At 65.0% G+C, this 13987-nt stretch carries 17 protein-coding genes; 1 reads left to right on the top strand and 16 read right to left on the bottom strand.

Features of this window, described 5'->3' with window-relative positions; genetic code table 11:
* Nucleotides 1-174: 174 nt before the first annotated feature.
* The 16 genes from AC07U4_RS24380 to AC07U4_RS24305 all read right to left on the bottom strand — a co-directional run bounded on the left by AC07U4_RS24380 (nt 175) and on the right by AC07U4_RS24305 (nt 13234).
* Entirely contained in the window at nt 175-1470 is a 1296-nt protein-coding gene (locus AC07U4_RS24380) for a hypothetical protein (RefSeq protein ID WP_495197527.1), read from the bottom strand.
* A gap of 78 nt (nt 1471-1548) precedes the next feature.
* The gene (locus AC07U4_RS24375; protein ID WP_495197526.1) at nt 1549-1962 is read right to left on the bottom strand and encodes a hypothetical protein; all 414 of its coding nucleotides are present in this window, start codon (nt 1960-1962) and stop codon (nt 1549-1551) included.
* A 41-nt stretch (nt 1963-2003) separates the two neighbouring features.
* The gene (locus tag AC07U4_RS24370; RefSeq protein ID WP_495197525.1) at nt 2004-3413 is read right to left on the bottom strand and encodes a hypothetical protein; all 1410 of its coding nucleotides are present in this window, start codon (nt 3411-3413) and stop codon (nt 2004-2006) included.
* A gap of 19 nt (nt 3414-3432) precedes the next feature.
* A complete protein-coding gene (locus tag AC07U4_RS24365) occupies nt 3433-4134 on the bottom strand; it encodes a hypothetical protein (RefSeq protein ID WP_495197524.1) in 702 nt (233 codons plus the stop codon).
* 60 nt (nt 4135-4194) lie between these two features.
* Nucleotides 4195-4695, bottom strand: a complete 501-nt coding sequence (locus tag AC07U4_RS24360) for a hypothetical protein (protein ID WP_495197523.1) — start codon at nt 4693-4695, stop codon at nt 4195-4197.
* 74 nt (nt 4696-4769) lie between these two features.
* On the bottom strand, nt 4770-5426 hold the full coding sequence (locus AC07U4_RS24355) for a hypothetical protein (RefSeq protein WP_495197522.1): 657 nt from the start codon (nt 5424-5426) through the stop codon (nt 4770-4772).
* 13 nt (nt 5427-5439) lie between these two features.
* Nucleotides 5440-5757, bottom strand: coding sequence for a hypothetical protein (locus AC07U4_RS24350; protein ID WP_495197521.1), 318 nt, complete (start codon nt 5755-5757; stop codon nt 5440-5442).
* 16 nt (nt 5758-5773) lie between these two features.
* Nucleotides 5774-6070 carry a hypothetical protein gene (locus AC07U4_RS24345; protein WP_495197520.1) on the bottom strand — a complete coding sequence of 99 codons (297 nt, stop codon included), beginning with the start codon at nt 6068-6070 and terminating at the stop codon, nt 5774-5776.
* Nucleotides 6071-6083: 13 nt separating this feature from the next.
* Nucleotides 6084-6725 (bottom strand): hypothetical protein, encoded by a 642-nt coding sequence (locus AC07U4_RS24340; protein WP_495197519.1) that lies wholly within the window; start codon nt 6723-6725, stop codon nt 6084-6086.
* A gap of 174 nt (nt 6726-6899) precedes the next feature.
* The gene (locus AC07U4_RS24335) at nt 6900-7913 is read right to left on the bottom strand and encodes a deazapurine DNA modification protein DpdA family protein (protein ID WP_495197518.1); all 1014 of its coding nucleotides are present in this window, start codon (nt 7911-7913) and stop codon (nt 6900-6902) included.
* The gene (locus AC07U4_RS24330) at nt 7910-8515 is read right to left on the bottom strand and encodes a DUF7007 domain-containing protein (RefSeq protein WP_495197517.1); all 606 of its coding nucleotides are present in this window, start codon (nt 8513-8515) and stop codon (nt 7910-7912) included. Before AC07U4_RS24330 ends, AC07U4_RS24335 begins: the two co-directional genes overlap by 4 nt.
* Before the next feature lie 51 nt (nt 8516-8566).
* Nucleotides 8567-9100, bottom strand: a complete 534-nt coding sequence (locus AC07U4_RS24325) for a thermonuclease family protein (RefSeq protein ID WP_495197516.1) — start codon at nt 9098-9100, stop codon at nt 8567-8569.
* Nucleotides 9091-9279 (bottom strand): hypothetical protein, encoded by a 189-nt coding sequence (locus tag AC07U4_RS24320; protein WP_495197515.1) that lies wholly within the window; start codon nt 9277-9279, stop codon nt 9091-9093. The genes AC07U4_RS24325 and AC07U4_RS24320 overlap by 10 nt, the downstream gene beginning before the upstream one ends.
* Before the next feature lie 38 nt (nt 9280-9317).
* On the bottom strand, nt 9318-9914 hold the full coding sequence (locus AC07U4_RS24315) for a DUF6927 domain-containing protein (protein ID WP_495197514.1): 597 nt from the start codon (nt 9912-9914) through the stop codon (nt 9318-9320).
* A gap of 39 nt (nt 9915-9953) precedes the next feature.
* Nucleotides 9954-10868 carry an ArdC family protein gene (locus tag AC07U4_RS24310; RefSeq protein WP_495197513.1) on the bottom strand — a complete coding sequence of 305 codons (915 nt, stop codon included), beginning with the start codon at nt 10866-10868 and terminating at the stop codon, nt 9954-9956.
* Between the two features lie 95 nt (nt 10869-10963).
* Nucleotides 10964-13234: a ParB/RepB/Spo0J family partition protein gene (locus AC07U4_RS24305; protein ID WP_495197512.1), complete on the bottom strand. Its 2271-nt coding sequence runs from the start codon at nt 13232-13234 to the stop codon at nt 10964-10966.
* Nucleotides 13235-13428: 194 nt separating this feature from the next.
* On the opposite strand from AC07U4_RS24305, the gene AC07U4_RS24300 reads away from it, so the two are divergent.
* The gene (locus tag AC07U4_RS24300) at nt 13429-13941 is read left to right on the top strand and encodes a Ros/MucR family transcriptional regulator (protein WP_495197511.1); all 513 of its coding nucleotides are present in this window, start codon (nt 13429-13431) and stop codon (nt 13939-13941) included.
* The last annotated feature ends 46 nt before the right edge of the window (nt 13942-13987 follow it).

The following is a 13987-nucleotide window of genomic DNA, read 5'->3' as shown; positions in this document are numbered from 1 at the left end:
CAGTAGGCAGATGCCATTGCCAACAAGCATCACGTCATCAGACGCACTCCTTTCTCGCGCCACAACGGCGCACGCCACCCGCCCTCCTCTGGTCCGCCATATTCGCGATCGACCTCGTAGAACGCCACAATGGAACGCATCACATGTCTCCTGTCGTGAGGTCTGTGGGGCTAGTCAGGCTTGGGTGCTCTCGAAGGAGGCGAAAGCTGACCAGAGGTGAGCGTCGGCATCGATGAGCGCATCGAAGGACCGACTGCTGTTGCCGACGTTGACGATCCATCCGGAGCCACGGGCTTCCATGAAGCCGATGGCGTAGACCCGGCCCGGGCTGTCCGACGGCGGCACTGTTGCAAGGTCATAGCCCTCGGCGACCAGGCTCGGGACGTCGCGGCCGGTCACACGCCAGTCGTCAAAGCGTGCGCCCTCATCGTCACTGGTCAGATAGTGGCGCGTAGCGATCGTCCAGGCGGCGTTGACGTGATCGAGGTCGTTCGCGAGTTCCGTGGCGTCGCCAGCGCCGACGATCGCGCCAGTTCGGGTCGCCCGCCAGGCATCCAGCATGACCATGTTAGCATCGACCACGTCATGCGAGGCGCACACGCCGGCGCCGGCGTTGCGGTTGCTGAGCCGCATGTCTCGCCATTCCGATGGTGTCAGCATGCATCCGAGCCGGTGAGCGAAGCTGCAGGCGAGCTGCTCGATGGCAACGTGGCGCATCAGCTCGTCGTAATCGTCGCCGGCATAGGCGGTGTGGAGTTCACCCACGGTATCGCGCCGACAGAAGCTGAAGCGTGCGGCCTCGGGAATGTCGCGGCGAGCCGGATCCTCGTAGTCGATCCAGACCTGCGCGAGCTCGCCGGCTGGGCCAATGCAAGGGCTGAAGCTGGGCGCGGTTTCGTGCCGCCAGCTCTCATCGGTCCAGACCTCCGGGATCGGGACCATCGTTGCAATCGGGTAATCGGGGAAGAACCCAGCCCACCGGGGCATAACCTCGGTGGTGGTCAGGGAGTGGGTAAGCGACACCAGTCCGTCGACCTCGGGAGCTTGCCGATATTGCTCGATCAGATCGGCATCGCCGTCGGCGCCGGTGATCAATTCGGCAAGGACGTAGGGCCAGGTGGCCGGCGTCACTCGGACGTTGAGGAAGCCGTTCCAGTACGTGTCGTCGGTGAAGCCGGGAAAGGTCGGCCCACCGCCGAAACTCCACGCGACCGCCCGCAGCGAGGTGCCGATACATGGCGCGGCGTCTACGGCCGCGGCAGGCCTGTCGAGGTGTTCCAGAGCGCGTGCGAAGGCCGTGCGGTGTTGGAAACGACCGAGCGCGCGCAGCACATCCACATAAGCGAGGCGGCTTTCCTCGCTCAGGAACTCGTGGACCGTGGCGTCGCGTGCTGAGAGATACTCGCGCGCCAGGGTGACCGGATCCGTTCGGATCGTTTCGGCGAAGGTGGCGATATGACGGATGCGCATGGGGAGGGAGTCCTGACCGGCCAATTCCGGTTGCCCTTCCCGCTCCCCCCTTTCCTCCAAGCCCAGGGACCGATCCAGCTACGCCTTGGACTTGCCCGCGAGGATGGTCGCGCGCTCTTGCTCTTCGTCGGCGGTGTCGAGCAGCAGCACCATGATCGACGGCTTGATGTCCTCCGTCAGCACGCGGGTATCGACGATGTGACGGCCGCCTTTGGTGATGCAGAAGCTGTTGAAGGTCGGCATCTGGCCGCCGTTGGCATTCGGGATCGACGTGCCTCGGTCATGGAACTGGATGTCGACGAAGCGGGCGGGGCCATCGCCATAGGGCATGAAGCAGAAGGTCGCCCGTCGCCCATCGCTCGTCTTCACGCTGATGGTGAATGGACCGTCGGGCAGATCGATCGGCTGATGAGGCACGTTGTTGAAACCGGCAAAGCCAAGCGCCTTGGCGTCGGCCTCGGTCATCACGAGCAGGTCGCGAATGTCAGCCATGGCCTTCTCCTCTTTGTAATTCGAGTTCCGGGAGCGCTGGATCAGCCGCGCCCGTCCATCAGCCGGGTCGCACCACCAAAGGCGCGCAAGGCGGCAGCCATCTCGCGGCGGATGTTCGTCTTGTTGGAGACGGTTATCTCCGGGGTGAGCGGTTCGCCGGCGGAGGTGGCGTAGCCGTGGGCGGGCTCGCCGCCTTCGACCTCGATCCGGATCAGATGGCCACGTCGCGGGGCTGGTCCGACATGGCGGGCGGTAAATTCGCCGAGCTTTCCCGTGAGGCCCTTGATCGCCTTGCCCCAACGAATGTGGCCAGCGCCGACACTAGCTAGACCGTCATACCCTCGGTCCAGCCAGCAACGCAGATGCGCGCGCTGCTGCAGAAGCGAGTTCTGGGTACGCTCCATGTTGCCGCATAGTGGCAGTGCGCTGGCGAACGCGTCGACGATGCGGAGGTAATCACCTTGTACGGCGATGAGCACGTCATCGATCTCGGCCCCGGCGAGTAGCGCTCGAAGTGCATCACCATAATCAGGATTGGCGATGATCTCGTCGGCGCGGCTTGCGCCGATCGGCGTCGACGCCTCGTCCAGGCGATTTCCGGCGACGAACCCGGCATGGCGATCGATCGTCACAATCGTCATTGCGTCACTGCCGGCATGCCTCTGGACTTCGTCCATCAGGTGCAGGCCGGTCACGCGCATTAAGCCAGGTGTCACCTCCTCGATGGTCGCATCGGAGACGATCAGCAGCCGGCGTGACCACCGGGTCGGGCGGGCATGATCGCTTGGCTTCGGCCAGCTGCTCGGCGCCGGCCGTGCGATCTGAGCTGGCATCGGAGCCGTCGGCTGATTGTCCCGGCGGAGTGCCGCAAGGTTGCTACGGCGCGCCGCGTCGAACAGGTCGGCCTGGTCCCCGCCACCATCAGCGAAGCCTCGATCATAAGCCTCGCGCTTCGTGGCTTGACGGCCCGTTCCGTCGGCAAAAAAGTGATGCACCCAACCGGCGTGAGCTGCGGTCCAGCCACTGGCATAGGCGACAGCGATGTCCCAATCGTAGCCGTGGTCATCACGCCCGCGTAGAATGGCGAGGTCGCGATCGGCGATGGTGCCGTCCGCCAGGTGCTGTTCCATCAGACCGAAGTTGCGTGCTTGGCGCTCGGCTTCGACTGCTGCGCTTATCGCATCGTTGAGCGGCTTCATTGCGGCGATGCGTTCACGCCCCCGAGCCATCCGGTCGTCGAGAGGGGCTGTCGCCGGGAGGTCCGGGAAGGCGCGCCAGATACGGGCAAGCTCCGAGGCATGTTCGATCGAGCGACCGCGCGTCAGCCAGCATTGGGCCTCGGTCGGATCGAACGTATCGCGCTCTACGGCCTCGGGCGGCCGCGTGTGCAGGGCAGAAAGGATCGACCCTGCCGGGACGCTCCCGGCAGGCTGTAGGGCCGACATAAGCATGGGGTTTGCCCTTTCCGGATCAGGCGAGCGGAGCCGGCATTGCCAGCCATTCGGGCTCGGTGTGTGCGATCGGCTTGTCGAAACGCCCCGCCTCGTTCTCGCTGAACACGGTCGCCAGCGCAAGCCGGCCAAAGCCAAGCTCGTTGTTCCAGAAGCTCAAGCCATGTTCGCGATCGGCGAGTGCCAGAACGAAGCCGTCCACGGCCTCGTCCGAACCGCTGATCTCGCGCGTGATGGCGCGATCGAGGATATCGCGAGTGTTGTGGTAGGCGATGCCCTCCGCAGTGATGACGACGCAGCCGCCTCCGAACTCCCCGACGCGGAGGCGATCCGAACCATGCGACCATTCGAACGCACATGGCAGCGCCGACTTGCAGGCAGTGAAGATCAACCGCGCTACCGCTTCGATCTCAACCTGCTCACCGCTGAAGGTCACGGCGCATCGGCTCTCCTTATCCGGCTCCTCGATGTCGATATCGCAGCCGAAGGTCGGGTGGTCGGGCTCGTCGAAGATCTCGAGAAAGCTGCCGAAGTCATTATCGCCCTTAGCGGGGAAGGCTGTGTGGAACGCGATGCCGAGGGCATCGAACGAGAGCTTCAGATCCTCGTCAGTGCTGTCACCTTCCAGGATATCGATGGCGCGCGTGGCGGCGCTGAGTATCGTCACGTCGGCCGGCGACATGAGGATGCAGAAGGCGGCTTTGGTGTAGCTGTTGGCCATGGGGATTCTCCAGACGCGCCGGACGCGTGCCGGCGCGCCATGACGGCGGGGTGGATCGGGTCAGGCGGCGGTGAGGCGCTGGCGAGCGGCTTCGGCCTGCTCCGGAAAGGCGGCAGCCAGATTGCCATGCAGGGTGGCGAAATCGGCAACCGGGAAGGTCCCGTCGGGGTCGGGACGGGTCGTCAGCAGCGCCCCGATCACCAGCTCGGCATGCTGCGACCGCTCAATCGTGGCGATCTTGCCGGCATAGGTGACGGGCGCGGTGAAGCCGGCCTCGATCCATGATCCAAGACCGGGCTCGACGGCCTCGGCATAGGCATCGACCGCCTCGCTCTCCTCATCGTCGACGCGCAGCGCGAGGGTACGATACAGGCCGAAGTCATGCCGATTGTTGTGGACGATCAGCTTGCACCCTTCGGGGGGCAGGCCATGGCGCGCGATGATCGCGAGCTTGTACGCCGTCACCTCGGCCAGATTGGCGGCCTCGAAGTCGATGGTCTGCCCGAGCTGGGCGCACTCTTCCTCGGCGGGCGCGCCGCCAATATCGATGATGTGGGACATGGGAGGTTCTCCGTCGATCGACCTTTGATCGACAACCCCCCCCTCCCTCCTTTGGTCGAGGTCTATCCTCGGCCTCAGAAGGCGTCTTTGGGGTGCCTTGCCTCGATAAATCGGCTCTGAATCTCTAGGCGCTCCCGGCCCACGGCCTCGCATCCTTCGATCAGCCGCGCCAAAGCATCGCTGACCCGGTCAAGGCTGTCCGCATAGCCCGCATCCAGCGCGTCGGACTTGGCCGAGTTTGCCGGTACGGTGGCCCGCGAGTCCCGGTGAGCTTGCTGAAGGTCGGGCACATGCGAGCTCTCGATTCTCTCGAACTCGACCGCCGCCTCCGCCAGCACCATATCCTCAGGGATAGAACGGAATTGGGCCATCAGGCTGTTGAGGCGACCCTCGGCCGATTGCGCGAGCTCACTCATTTGCAGGGGAAGCGCGCGGGGAATCTTGGCTTCGCCTGCCGGCATGCGCGTGCGATCGGAGCCACTACCCGCGAAGACGGCAATGAAAAAACCGCCGATAACCATCAGCACACAGCCGATGTCGATCAGCGGCCCTTTTAGCAGGCCCTCCATGGCTTGCGTGATGGGCATCGATCCATCGGCCTCGGCCGCTCCGTCGGTGACCACTCCAACCATCCATGTGGCGCCCCTGATGAGGAACGCCATGGCAATGAGCGTGTAGCCGGCGTTAGGAGTGATGACGAAGTCGCCTTCAGCGTTCTTTTGCGGATCCATCTCCTGATCCTCCTTACAGGCTATCGTTGTGCCGGAATCGCCGTGCGGCGGTCTGTGCAGGTCCATCCGCCTGCCCCAGCGTCTTCATGCGGTCCGTTTCGAGCGTCGCGCCAAGATCGGCCGGCAGTTCGCCATAGGCGGCCGCCACGGCGATCGCCGAAGCTGCCGTCGGCAACTCACCATCATCCGTGCCCTGCCACGCGACGGTCTGCTCCTCCCCCACCTTCGTGGGATGTGGCCGGGTGACCTGGATGAAGAACGTGGCGAGCGGTCGATCCCAACCGATATTGATTGTTTGCCCGGCGTGGCCGGGGAAGGTGTGACGGCTCATGGTCTTCGATCCTTCTTCAAGCGGCCAGCGTGATCCACTCAGCGTGCCACGGCCTTGGATGCGGAGCAAAGCGAAGCACGCCCGGGAGCCGGTCGCCTCCTTCGATCATCCGGTGTTCCAGCCAGTCGATGTAGAGGGCGCTATCAGCCATATCGCCCGCGAGGAGATCATCGAGCATTGCCGACTGGCGAGCATCGTCCTCGGTCAAGAGGGACCAATCGAGGGCGTCGAGGAACCGCTCCCGGCGAGCCACGTATCGCGCCAGGCGTGCGGCGTCGGCCCGCGCGATGGCGAGCGCTTTGTTGATGTGCATCGCTGATCTCCCCTCACGCCGCGATCGGGATCGGCAGGGAAGCGACCGGCGCGAATGCGTCGGGCAGGTCGCGCCGCAGGCGGGCGGCGAGCCGGCGCGGGCGCAGCAGCTCGGCCATCGGGGCGAAACGGTTTGGCGTGGCCGTACCTCCGTTCACGGCCCGATACGATACCTCGCGGCCTTCGTGTCGTCTGCCGATCGCGACTGTCACGGCGATCTTCTCCGCCGCCAAAAGAACCTGACCGGATTGGTCCCTGCCGCCTTGAATGGAGACCACCTCGAAGGTGCCGGCCGCCAATTCCAAGGCTTCGGCCAGGGCGGTCATCGCGGCGCTCGCATCCAGGTGGAAACGCGCCTTTGCGCCCGCGTCGTATTCGACGCCGCGGATCGCCAGCGCCAGCAGCGTCGGAAAGCGGGTCAGATCTTCAAGACGACGGTTGCAGGCCTGGCGCAGCACGGCCCGGGGCCGACGGTTCATCGACACGACCGCCATATGGCGCGCGAGGAGGACCACGGCCGGGTCGCTATCCGGATCGACGCCGGCGTTGCGACAGTCCTCGACCGCCTTTTCGATTGCGCGCAGCGTCGTGGTTATGGTCGGCAGGCCGCTCGGGTCCAGCGCCTGTTGGTGGCGGAATGGCACATCGTAGATCATCGCCGCTTGCTCCGAAGAAGGAAGGACGCGCGCAGAATTTCGCGCACCCCCCTCACTCCCCCCTCTTCTCCGCGACCCACGGCATCGGGCTCGTATCGTCAGCCCCTCAGGGCTGGGCGCCTGGGCAGCCGTCGGGAAAGATGTTGCCGGATTTCGGAAACATCTTTCCGGCCGTCAGGCGGCGCGGCGCTCCTCGTCGTAGAGGTCTGCGGCCCATGTCTCGATCCACCCCGCGGTGATCTCGTCATGGGCGAGGTCGCCGGACTCGATCAGATCGCGGGCCTCGGCGCGCGCGCAGGCGATGGCGCGCTCCCACGGGTCAGCGCTTGGTATCGGCTCGGCGCTGGGCGGCATCGTCGGCGCGAAACACGGCTGTTCCTCAAGACGGGCGAGCTGCTTGGCCGTCCACTGCTCCATATGACCCGCCGCGAATACGTCGGTCTTGGATCTGGCCGTTCGCCGGGCCTCTTGGCGCGCTGCTGTTCCCCACGCTTGGGAATCGATCGACGCGACACGGTGGGCGAACGGTAACAGCCACGGCAATGCCGAGCCCTTCACGCCGAAAAGATGCAGGCGGATGCCGATCGGTAGGACGCTGTCGAGATAGCGGACGACCGCGATCAGACCCTCAGGTCCGTGAATGTCCCGCCGGCACATGCTGCCGACGCCCACAACTGTTCCGGGTAGCATCGAGAGATGAAGGGCTTCGGCACAGCGGCCATAGTCCTCTGGTGTCCGGCCTTGCAGGACCGGCATCAATCGCTCGATAATCCCCAGATCAGCGGCGCGCGCACGGCACTCGCGGTTGGTGGCGATCGTGCGACTGATGCGGTCCAGAACCTCGTCGCGATCGCCGGCAATCTGAGCTTCACAGCAATAGTCGGCCGCTGCGATGCGGCGGAATGGATAGCTGGCGGCCAGCGCCATGTAATCGGCGATCGACCAGGGAAAACCGCCATATCGGCTCGCCAGGACATAGCCGGCGCTATCGAGGTCGAGGCTGGCCAAGCCGACGGCGTTTCGGAGTTGGGTGTGGCGCCACCCTTCCCAGCTTCGGCATCCCGCGCGTGTGCGCCATCTAAACAGACAGTTGGCCGATATGAGCATCGGTTGCTGCATCAGCTTGGCACGGGCGAGGATCGGGCCGTTGTTCAGGTGAGGGAGCCCGACGACAACCTCGATCCTCACGACAGGAGCTCGACGCCCAGTGCAGCGAAGGTGTTGACCGGGCGCCCCGCCTCATAGCCTGCGGCGTCGCACAGACCCTTGAACTCCGGCCCGTCATACTGCGTGAAGCCGAGATGGTCACAGCCGACGATCCTTTGGCCACAGACCCCGACCTTTCCGGCCGGCACCCAATCGGCCCAATCGCCAAAGGCGGTACGCACGCCGATCTCGCCGATCGCGGTCTCGATGGTGTCGATCTTCCGCAGGACGTAGCTGTCGCTGGGGGTGATGATCTGACCGGTGAAGCTGCCGTACTGTAGCGGTCGCCAGTGTCGTGCGGTCTGGTGGGCGATCCCACGCTCGATGTCGAAATTCGGATTCTTCAACGCGGCAAATTCTGCCTCGAAGGCGAGGATCACCAGCGTCCAGTTGACGTCCTCTTCGTAGTAGATGCTGTCGAGGCGCAAAGCCTCGGGCATCGAGGCCTGGCGCTCGTCGGACAGCACGAAGCCGCCATGAGAGGGGGTCTTGACCCACCAGACACCGGGCAGGCGTTGGGTGGCCATGTCGGGCGTGTCCCAGAGGGTGTGCACTGGGGCGGGCGTCGAGGCGAAAGCGGGCATGATCGGCTCCTTGATCGATGCCCTTCCCCGCCCCCTTCTCTCCCTTGGCCTTCAGCGCTCCTGGCGATCGCGGGACCGGCTTTCGCACGAGAGGCGTTCGCCCCGGCGCCACTTGGCTGGATTGATGAAAGCCCCGGCGTGGGCACCGACCCGGCGAGCTTCGGCGAACTCATATGCGGCAACGTAGCGCTGTGCGCGGGCCGGATCGTCCCTGAGGTAGCCGGTCGCCGGCACGGCAAGGCCTGCGGCAATCATGCGCTCACCCAAGTCCTGCCCGTCAATCTCGATCGTGCCGATAGGGCGGCCATAGCTTTGTTTGCCCGTGAGACGGATCGTGCTGCTCCCAGCCTTCAGGAGCTTTGACGCATAATCCTGCGCGGCCTTGCCGCACGGCCAGCAGCCGTCGGTATTCCGGCACATCTGGCGTTTCTCAAAGGCGTCAGCACCGTAAAGGCGCACGTCGAACGAGACGGTATCGCCATCGATAGCGCGCCCGTCGGCGCGAATGATCGATTGATCTTCCGCCTGCGAGGCAACACCTCCGCACGCGGCGAGGGCCAAGGCCAGTGCTACGGTTAGGCGCATGCGCGGTTGTCCGCGGATAGATCGGCGGCCTCGACGATGAGCCAAGGCTGAAGCGGATCGCCAGTCGCGACGATCTCGGCATTGATCCCATCGCGGTGCATCCAGCCCGCTACACGAATGGCGTTCGAGTGACTGCACAGGATACGGCGCAGCGGCGAGAGGGGGGTGTCGTCCAGCATGGTCAATTCCATCATCCTGCTATCGGGCAAGTTTCGGTCTAAGCGAAGACCGTGCGGTGAACCTTGGTTTCCGGCACTACCGTCCATGCCAAGTCGCGGAAGCTGGTGATGCGATAGCTGCCGCGGCCCTCAGAGCTGCGGAACGTGACGCGCTCGCCCCTCTTCACGACGATGAACTCGGTGCCGCTATGCCCGTCGCCGAAGGAAATCGTGCGCGGAAACCGCAACCGCATGCCATCCTCGACCTTCCGGCTGTGCATGCGCAGCCGGACCAGGCAACGACGCCGCCAGTCGAGCGCATGCTCCTTCGCGGTCGGCGATAACAGGCGGAGGATCCGGGCCGGGCAACCGGCCTCGCAAGGCCCCATGGATTCCTCCAAGTCCTTGTAGCCGAAGACGTAGCCGTCCTTGGCTCCGGGGTTCCATTTCACGAGGCAAACCAGCGCGATGACATATTGCGCCTCGCCGTCCTGGATGATCTCAGCCGCGGCATACCAGACGCGGTTTCCGACGAACGCGCTGTCGATAACGCGCATGCCGCGCGTGCCGCCACCATCGAGCGTGCGGCTGTAGGTGAATTGCGCGTCGAGATACGCCTTGGGGGTTGCGTGGCCACCCATGCCGGCGCTGGTCATCGAAAGCCAACCCATGTTGTGTTCTCCGGTGATGGGGGGTCATGCGGCGAGCCGCGTATCGGCAGTGTCTGCGGCCTCGGTCGAGAAGCTGCGGAGGCAGGAAAATGCCTGTTCGGCCTTCGACGCGGCGAGAAAGATCGCGGTCTTGTCCGCCTTGAGTACCCGCAGCCAACCTGCTAAATAGTTAGCGTGGCCGTCATGCAACTCTGTCGGCAGGCCAAGGTCGCCGCAAATCATGGCTGAACCTAATTCGGCAACCAGCTCTTCCATAGCGTAAGCCTTGTCGCCAAACTTCTTGCCGAATGTGCGGTCGAGACGCGTCCTATGCCCGGTCCAGTGGCAGCTTTCGTGCGCTAACGTCGACGCATAGGCGTCGGCAGACTTGAAAGTGCCGGGACGCGGCATTTGGATGTAGTCGAAGGTCAGGTCAAAGAAGGCGGCACCGCCACCATGACGGACCTTGGAGGGGATCGCCGTGAAGAATGCGTCGATGCGGTCCTGCCGGTTGGAGAGAAGCAACGGTGTCGGCGCGACGGCCTGCGGATAGTAGTAATCCGGCAAGCCGGCGATCTCGTCGGCGTTGAACACCTCGTAGGAGCGGAGGAAGCGGATCATGCGGTCCGCGGACATACCGAGGAGGGTGGGAACGCCGGCTTTGCGGAAGGTTGAGGCGTAGACCGAGTATGACGGGGTCGCGTTGGGGCGCACCTCTCCGCCGAGTTCACGCGCCTGGCGTGCGGTCATCCAGTAGCGGCTGCGAAAGCCGTGCATGTCGCCGACTGCCCGCAGCCAGAGGGCATTGATCCCGGTATATTCGATGCCTTCATGGCGAAGTGGGCGACCGCCCTCGCCGATAAGCGACCACGGGCGCTGCCAAGGGGCGGTGCCGGCTTCCAGCCTGGCGATGATGGTGGCGGTGATGTCGGCCGCGATGTCGCGGGTTGCAGCGGGCATGGCGCTGTCCTTTTGGGCAAGGTGAAAAGACACTGCCGGCGCCGCGGTGTATGCGGGCCGGCAGTGAGGTTGCTCAGAAGGGAGGCGGTGCCGCCCTATTCGGCCGCAACCAGTTCGACCGGCACCCCGTCGTCGTTGTCATGCCCTGCCTCGGCGTCGACCTCAGTGTCCTGCCGGGGATCAGCGGTGCCGTCGTCTTCCGGTTCATCGCCGATCAGCGAGGCCAGATCGTCGGTGCCGGCGTCGCCCGCCCCGGCCCCCGCTTCGCCATCACCCTCGTCGATCAGGTCGGCGAGATCGCCCTGCTCGTCGTCGATGGCCTCGGCCGTGGTCGCCACGTCGTTGAACCGCATCGCGCTCGGCAGCCACTGGAGCGCCGCCTCCTTGATCGCGGGCTCGACGATCGCCTCGCCGGCGAAGAGCTTCTGGCAGGAGGCCGAGACTTCGGGCTTCTTCTCCGTCGCGTGCCGGCTCGAGAGCGCGGGACCGCCGACCTCGTGGAGGAGCGAGATCAGCGACCCCTTGGACACGCGATCGAAGAAGTTCTCCGAGGTCGGGCGCCACCAGCTGGCCACGTCGACCTCGAGGATGGTGGCGAGCCGGTTCTGGAGCGGATTTTGCGTGTGGGAGCTGTAGTTCTCCTTGGCCTCCAGCGACGTCGCCACGATCCATGCGAGCCAGGCGGACTTCGCCTCGTCGCCCAGCGCGCGGAACGCCTCGAAGCGCTCGACCTTTCCGCCGGGCACTCCCCAGCTCGTATCGAGTCCGTCGTGCACCTCGGCGAGATAGTCGCGCGCACGAGAGGCCGGCACATTGTTGGACATCACCGGATCCTGCGGCCGGGAGGCCGAGATCGTGGTGCCATCGCCCGATCCGCCCATGGTCCGGCCGTCGACCATCGCGAACAGCATATAGTCGAGCGCGAGACCCGGATTGGCGATCAGCGCGGCGCCGAGCACATCCCGGCGCTGTACCGCGAGCTGGTCGAGCAGGACCTGACTGAGCGCCTTGCCGCCCGGCGCCGCGGTGTCGGGATCGATCTCCTTCGGGGTGCTGCCCGCCGACGTCGTTGTCGTCCCCTCCTCGATGCGGAACGTGGGCGCCTTGATGACGGGATCGGACCCCGCTTCGGCATCGCCCTCACCCTCATCGTCGCCGTGTCCGCCCTCGGCATCGCCATCGACGGGGTCGGGCTCGACGACCGTCACCGTGATCGGCGTCTCGCTGTAGTAGCTCTCGTTGAGGAGCATGGTGCCGTTCTGCGCGAGCGTCAGGAACGCGCCGACACGCGAGGCCAATTCGGGCGGCATGAAGACCGGACGGTTGTCGAGCGCCTCGAGTTCGGCCGCCAAGGCATCGAGCTCGGTTTCCATCACGGCGAAGGCGTCTTCGGCGAGATCCTCGTCCTGCATGGCATCATGCAGTTCGCCCATGCGCTGCTCGATCTGCTCGGCGCGCTCCGCCTCGGCCAGCGTCATCGGCTGCTCGGGCAGGGTGATCTTGTAGAGGTTGCGCGTCGCGTCCCAGATGCTGTGCGACGCGACCGGACGAATCCAGGCGAGGCCACGTTCGGCACCGATCCGGGTCGCCTCGGCTTCCATGATCGCAGCCGCGAGGCCGCGCGCGATCTCGGGGTGGCGCCACTTCTCGCGGGCATCGCTGAACAGGTCGCGCTCGATGACGCCGCCCGCAGCCTCATAGGCTTCGGCGCCGACCAGCAGCGCGACCGGGTCGTCGGCGCGCATCATGTCGTTGGCGATGATGCGACGGATCGAGTCAGCGTTGTAGTGGCTCATCGAACCATAGGTGGTCCAGGTGCTCAGCTGCGCTTCGTGGCTGGCCGTCGATGCATAGGCCTTGGCCATGTCGAGGGTGATCCGGTTCTCGGCGAGCGCGGTGAAGATAGGTTCGGCAAGGTCCGCCAGGCGCAGACGGCCGTCGATGAAGCGCCGGGTCACGCCGAACCGCTTGGCGACCGCATCGATGTCGGTGCTGCCGGCGAGGAAGTGCTGGAAGGCGCGGCATTCCTCGGTCGGGCTGAGCTTCAGGTGGTGGAAGCTGACGGCGAGCGAGGTTTCGGTCAGCTCGGCATCATTGCCCTTCAGGACCCGCACCGGCACGTCGTACTGGTCGGGATCGATAACACCGCGCTCGACCAGCAGGTTGAGCGCGCGCAGGCGCCGACCGCCATCGAACACCTCGAACATGCCACGCGAGCGCGCGACCGGCGTGACCAGGAGGTTCTGCAATACGCCGCGCGCTTCGAGGTCGGCCGCGAACGGCTCGATCATCAAGGCCGCGTCAGGGGCGGTGCGGACGTTGCTGGCGGACAGGCGGAGTTTCGAAAGCTTGACGGACTGGTTCATGGGAAATCACCCTTCGTATCTGAGCATCCGACCTATTTCTCGGACACCCATCCCCTTCCCCCTTCTCTCCCTGTCGTTCTGATTGTCCTGGTGGAGATCCGCTCGCTCAGGCATTCCAGTATCGCGCGGGCCGCACGATCGGGTTATCTGGTCCCTGCCGGCGATTGGCGGGCTCTCGATGAGCGGACATTTTCATGACGACCGAAACCAACACCGTTGAACTGGCGACCGAGCTGACCATCGCGTGGTTGAGCAATCCCAATACGCGCACGTCGTCGGATGACGTTCCGACGTTCCTGAAGTCGATGCACGACGCCGTTGCCGCCTTGGGCAACGCTGCTGATGCGGCTCCGACAGAAGCCGCAACGCCGGAATTTACGCCGGCTGTGTCGGTCCGGAAATCGCTTGCGAGCAAGGATCACATCATCAGCATGATCGACGGCAAGCCGTACAAGACCCTGCGCCGTCACCTGTCGACCAACGGCCTTACGCCGGAGGAATATCGTGCCCGCTACAATTTGAAGGCGGACTATCCGATGGTGGCAGAGACCTACAGCGAGAACCGCCGGGCGATGGCGAAGAAGATCGGCCTTGGCCGCAAGCCGAAGGCGGCAGTGCAAGGAGCGCCCGCGAGCGAAGGGGCACCAGCGTCCGCCACTCAGACGCCGGCCAAGCGGGGCAAGAAGCTCTCGATCGCAACCGCGTAAATTTGGGACTGACGCCCGCTTTCACCTCAAGGGAGAGCGGGCGTCA

It is taken from the genome of Sphingomonas sp. GW821-FHT02B09, from assembly GCF_059421875.1.
This window is presented reverse-complemented; position numbering and strand designations above follow the sequence as displayed.

What these genes read in the sequence shown, in the direction of transcription:
- AC07U4_RS24355 (WP_495197522.1), bottom strand. Translation starts at nt 5,426, where the DNA reads ATGGATCCGCAAAAGAACGCTGAAGGCGACTTCGTCATCACTCCTAAC.
- AC07U4_RS24350 (WP_495197521.1), bottom strand. Translation starts at nt 5,757, where the DNA reads ATGAGCCGTCACACCTTCCCCGGCCACGCCGGGCAAACAATCAATATC.
- AC07U4_RS24380 (WP_495197527.1), bottom strand. Translation starts at nt 1,470, where the DNA reads ATGCGCATCCGTCATATCGCCACCTTCGCCGAAACGATCCGAACGGAT.
- AC07U4_RS24370 (WP_495197525.1), bottom strand. Translation starts at nt 3,413, where the DNA reads ATGCTTATGTCGGCCCTACAGCCTGCCGGGAGCGTCCCGGCAGGGTCG.
- AC07U4_RS24330 (WP_495197517.1), bottom strand. Translation starts at nt 8,515, where the DNA reads ATGCCCGCTTTCGCCTCGACGCCCGCCCCAGTGCACACCCTCTGGGAC.
- AC07U4_RS24305 (WP_495197512.1), bottom strand. Translation starts at nt 13,234, where the DNA reads ATGAACCAGTCCGTCAAGCTTTCGAAACTCCGCCTGTCCGCCAGCAAC.
- AC07U4_RS24325 (WP_495197516.1), bottom strand. Translation starts at nt 9,100, where the DNA reads ATGCGCCTAACCGTAGCACTGGCCTTGGCCCTCGCCGCGTGCGGAGGT.
- AC07U4_RS24375 (WP_495197526.1), bottom strand. Translation starts at nt 1,962, where the DNA reads ATGGCTGACATTCGCGACCTGCTCGTGATGACCGAGGCCGACGCCAAG.
- AC07U4_RS24300 (WP_495197511.1), top strand. Translation starts at nt 13,429, where the DNA reads ATGACGACCGAAACCAACACCGTTGAACTGGCGACCGAGCTGACCATC.
- AC07U4_RS24345 (WP_495197520.1), bottom strand. Translation starts at nt 6,070, where the DNA reads ATGCACATCAACAAAGCGCTCGCCATCGCGCGGGCCGACGCCGCACGC.
- AC07U4_RS24340 (WP_495197519.1), bottom strand. Translation starts at nt 6,725, where the DNA reads ATGATCTACGATGTGCCATTCCGCCACCAACAGGCGCTGGACCCGAGC.
- AC07U4_RS24320 (WP_495197515.1), bottom strand. Translation starts at nt 9,279, where the DNA reads ATGCTGGACGACACCCCCCTCTCGCCGCTGCGCCGTATCCTGTGCAGT.
- AC07U4_RS24315 (WP_495197514.1), bottom strand. Translation starts at nt 9,914, where the DNA reads ATGACCAGCGCCGGCATGGGTGGCCACGCAACCCCCAAGGCGTATCTC.
- AC07U4_RS24365 (WP_495197524.1), bottom strand. Translation starts at nt 4,134, where the DNA reads ATGGCCAACAGCTACACCAAAGCCGCCTTCTGCATCCTCATGTCGCCG.
- AC07U4_RS24310 (WP_495197513.1), bottom strand. Translation starts at nt 10,868, where the DNA reads ATGCCCGCTGCAACCCGCGACATCGCGGCCGACATCACCGCCACCATC.
- AC07U4_RS24360 (WP_495197523.1), bottom strand. Translation starts at nt 4,695, where the DNA reads ATGTCCCACATCATCGATATTGGCGGCGCGCCCGCCGAGGAAGAGTGC.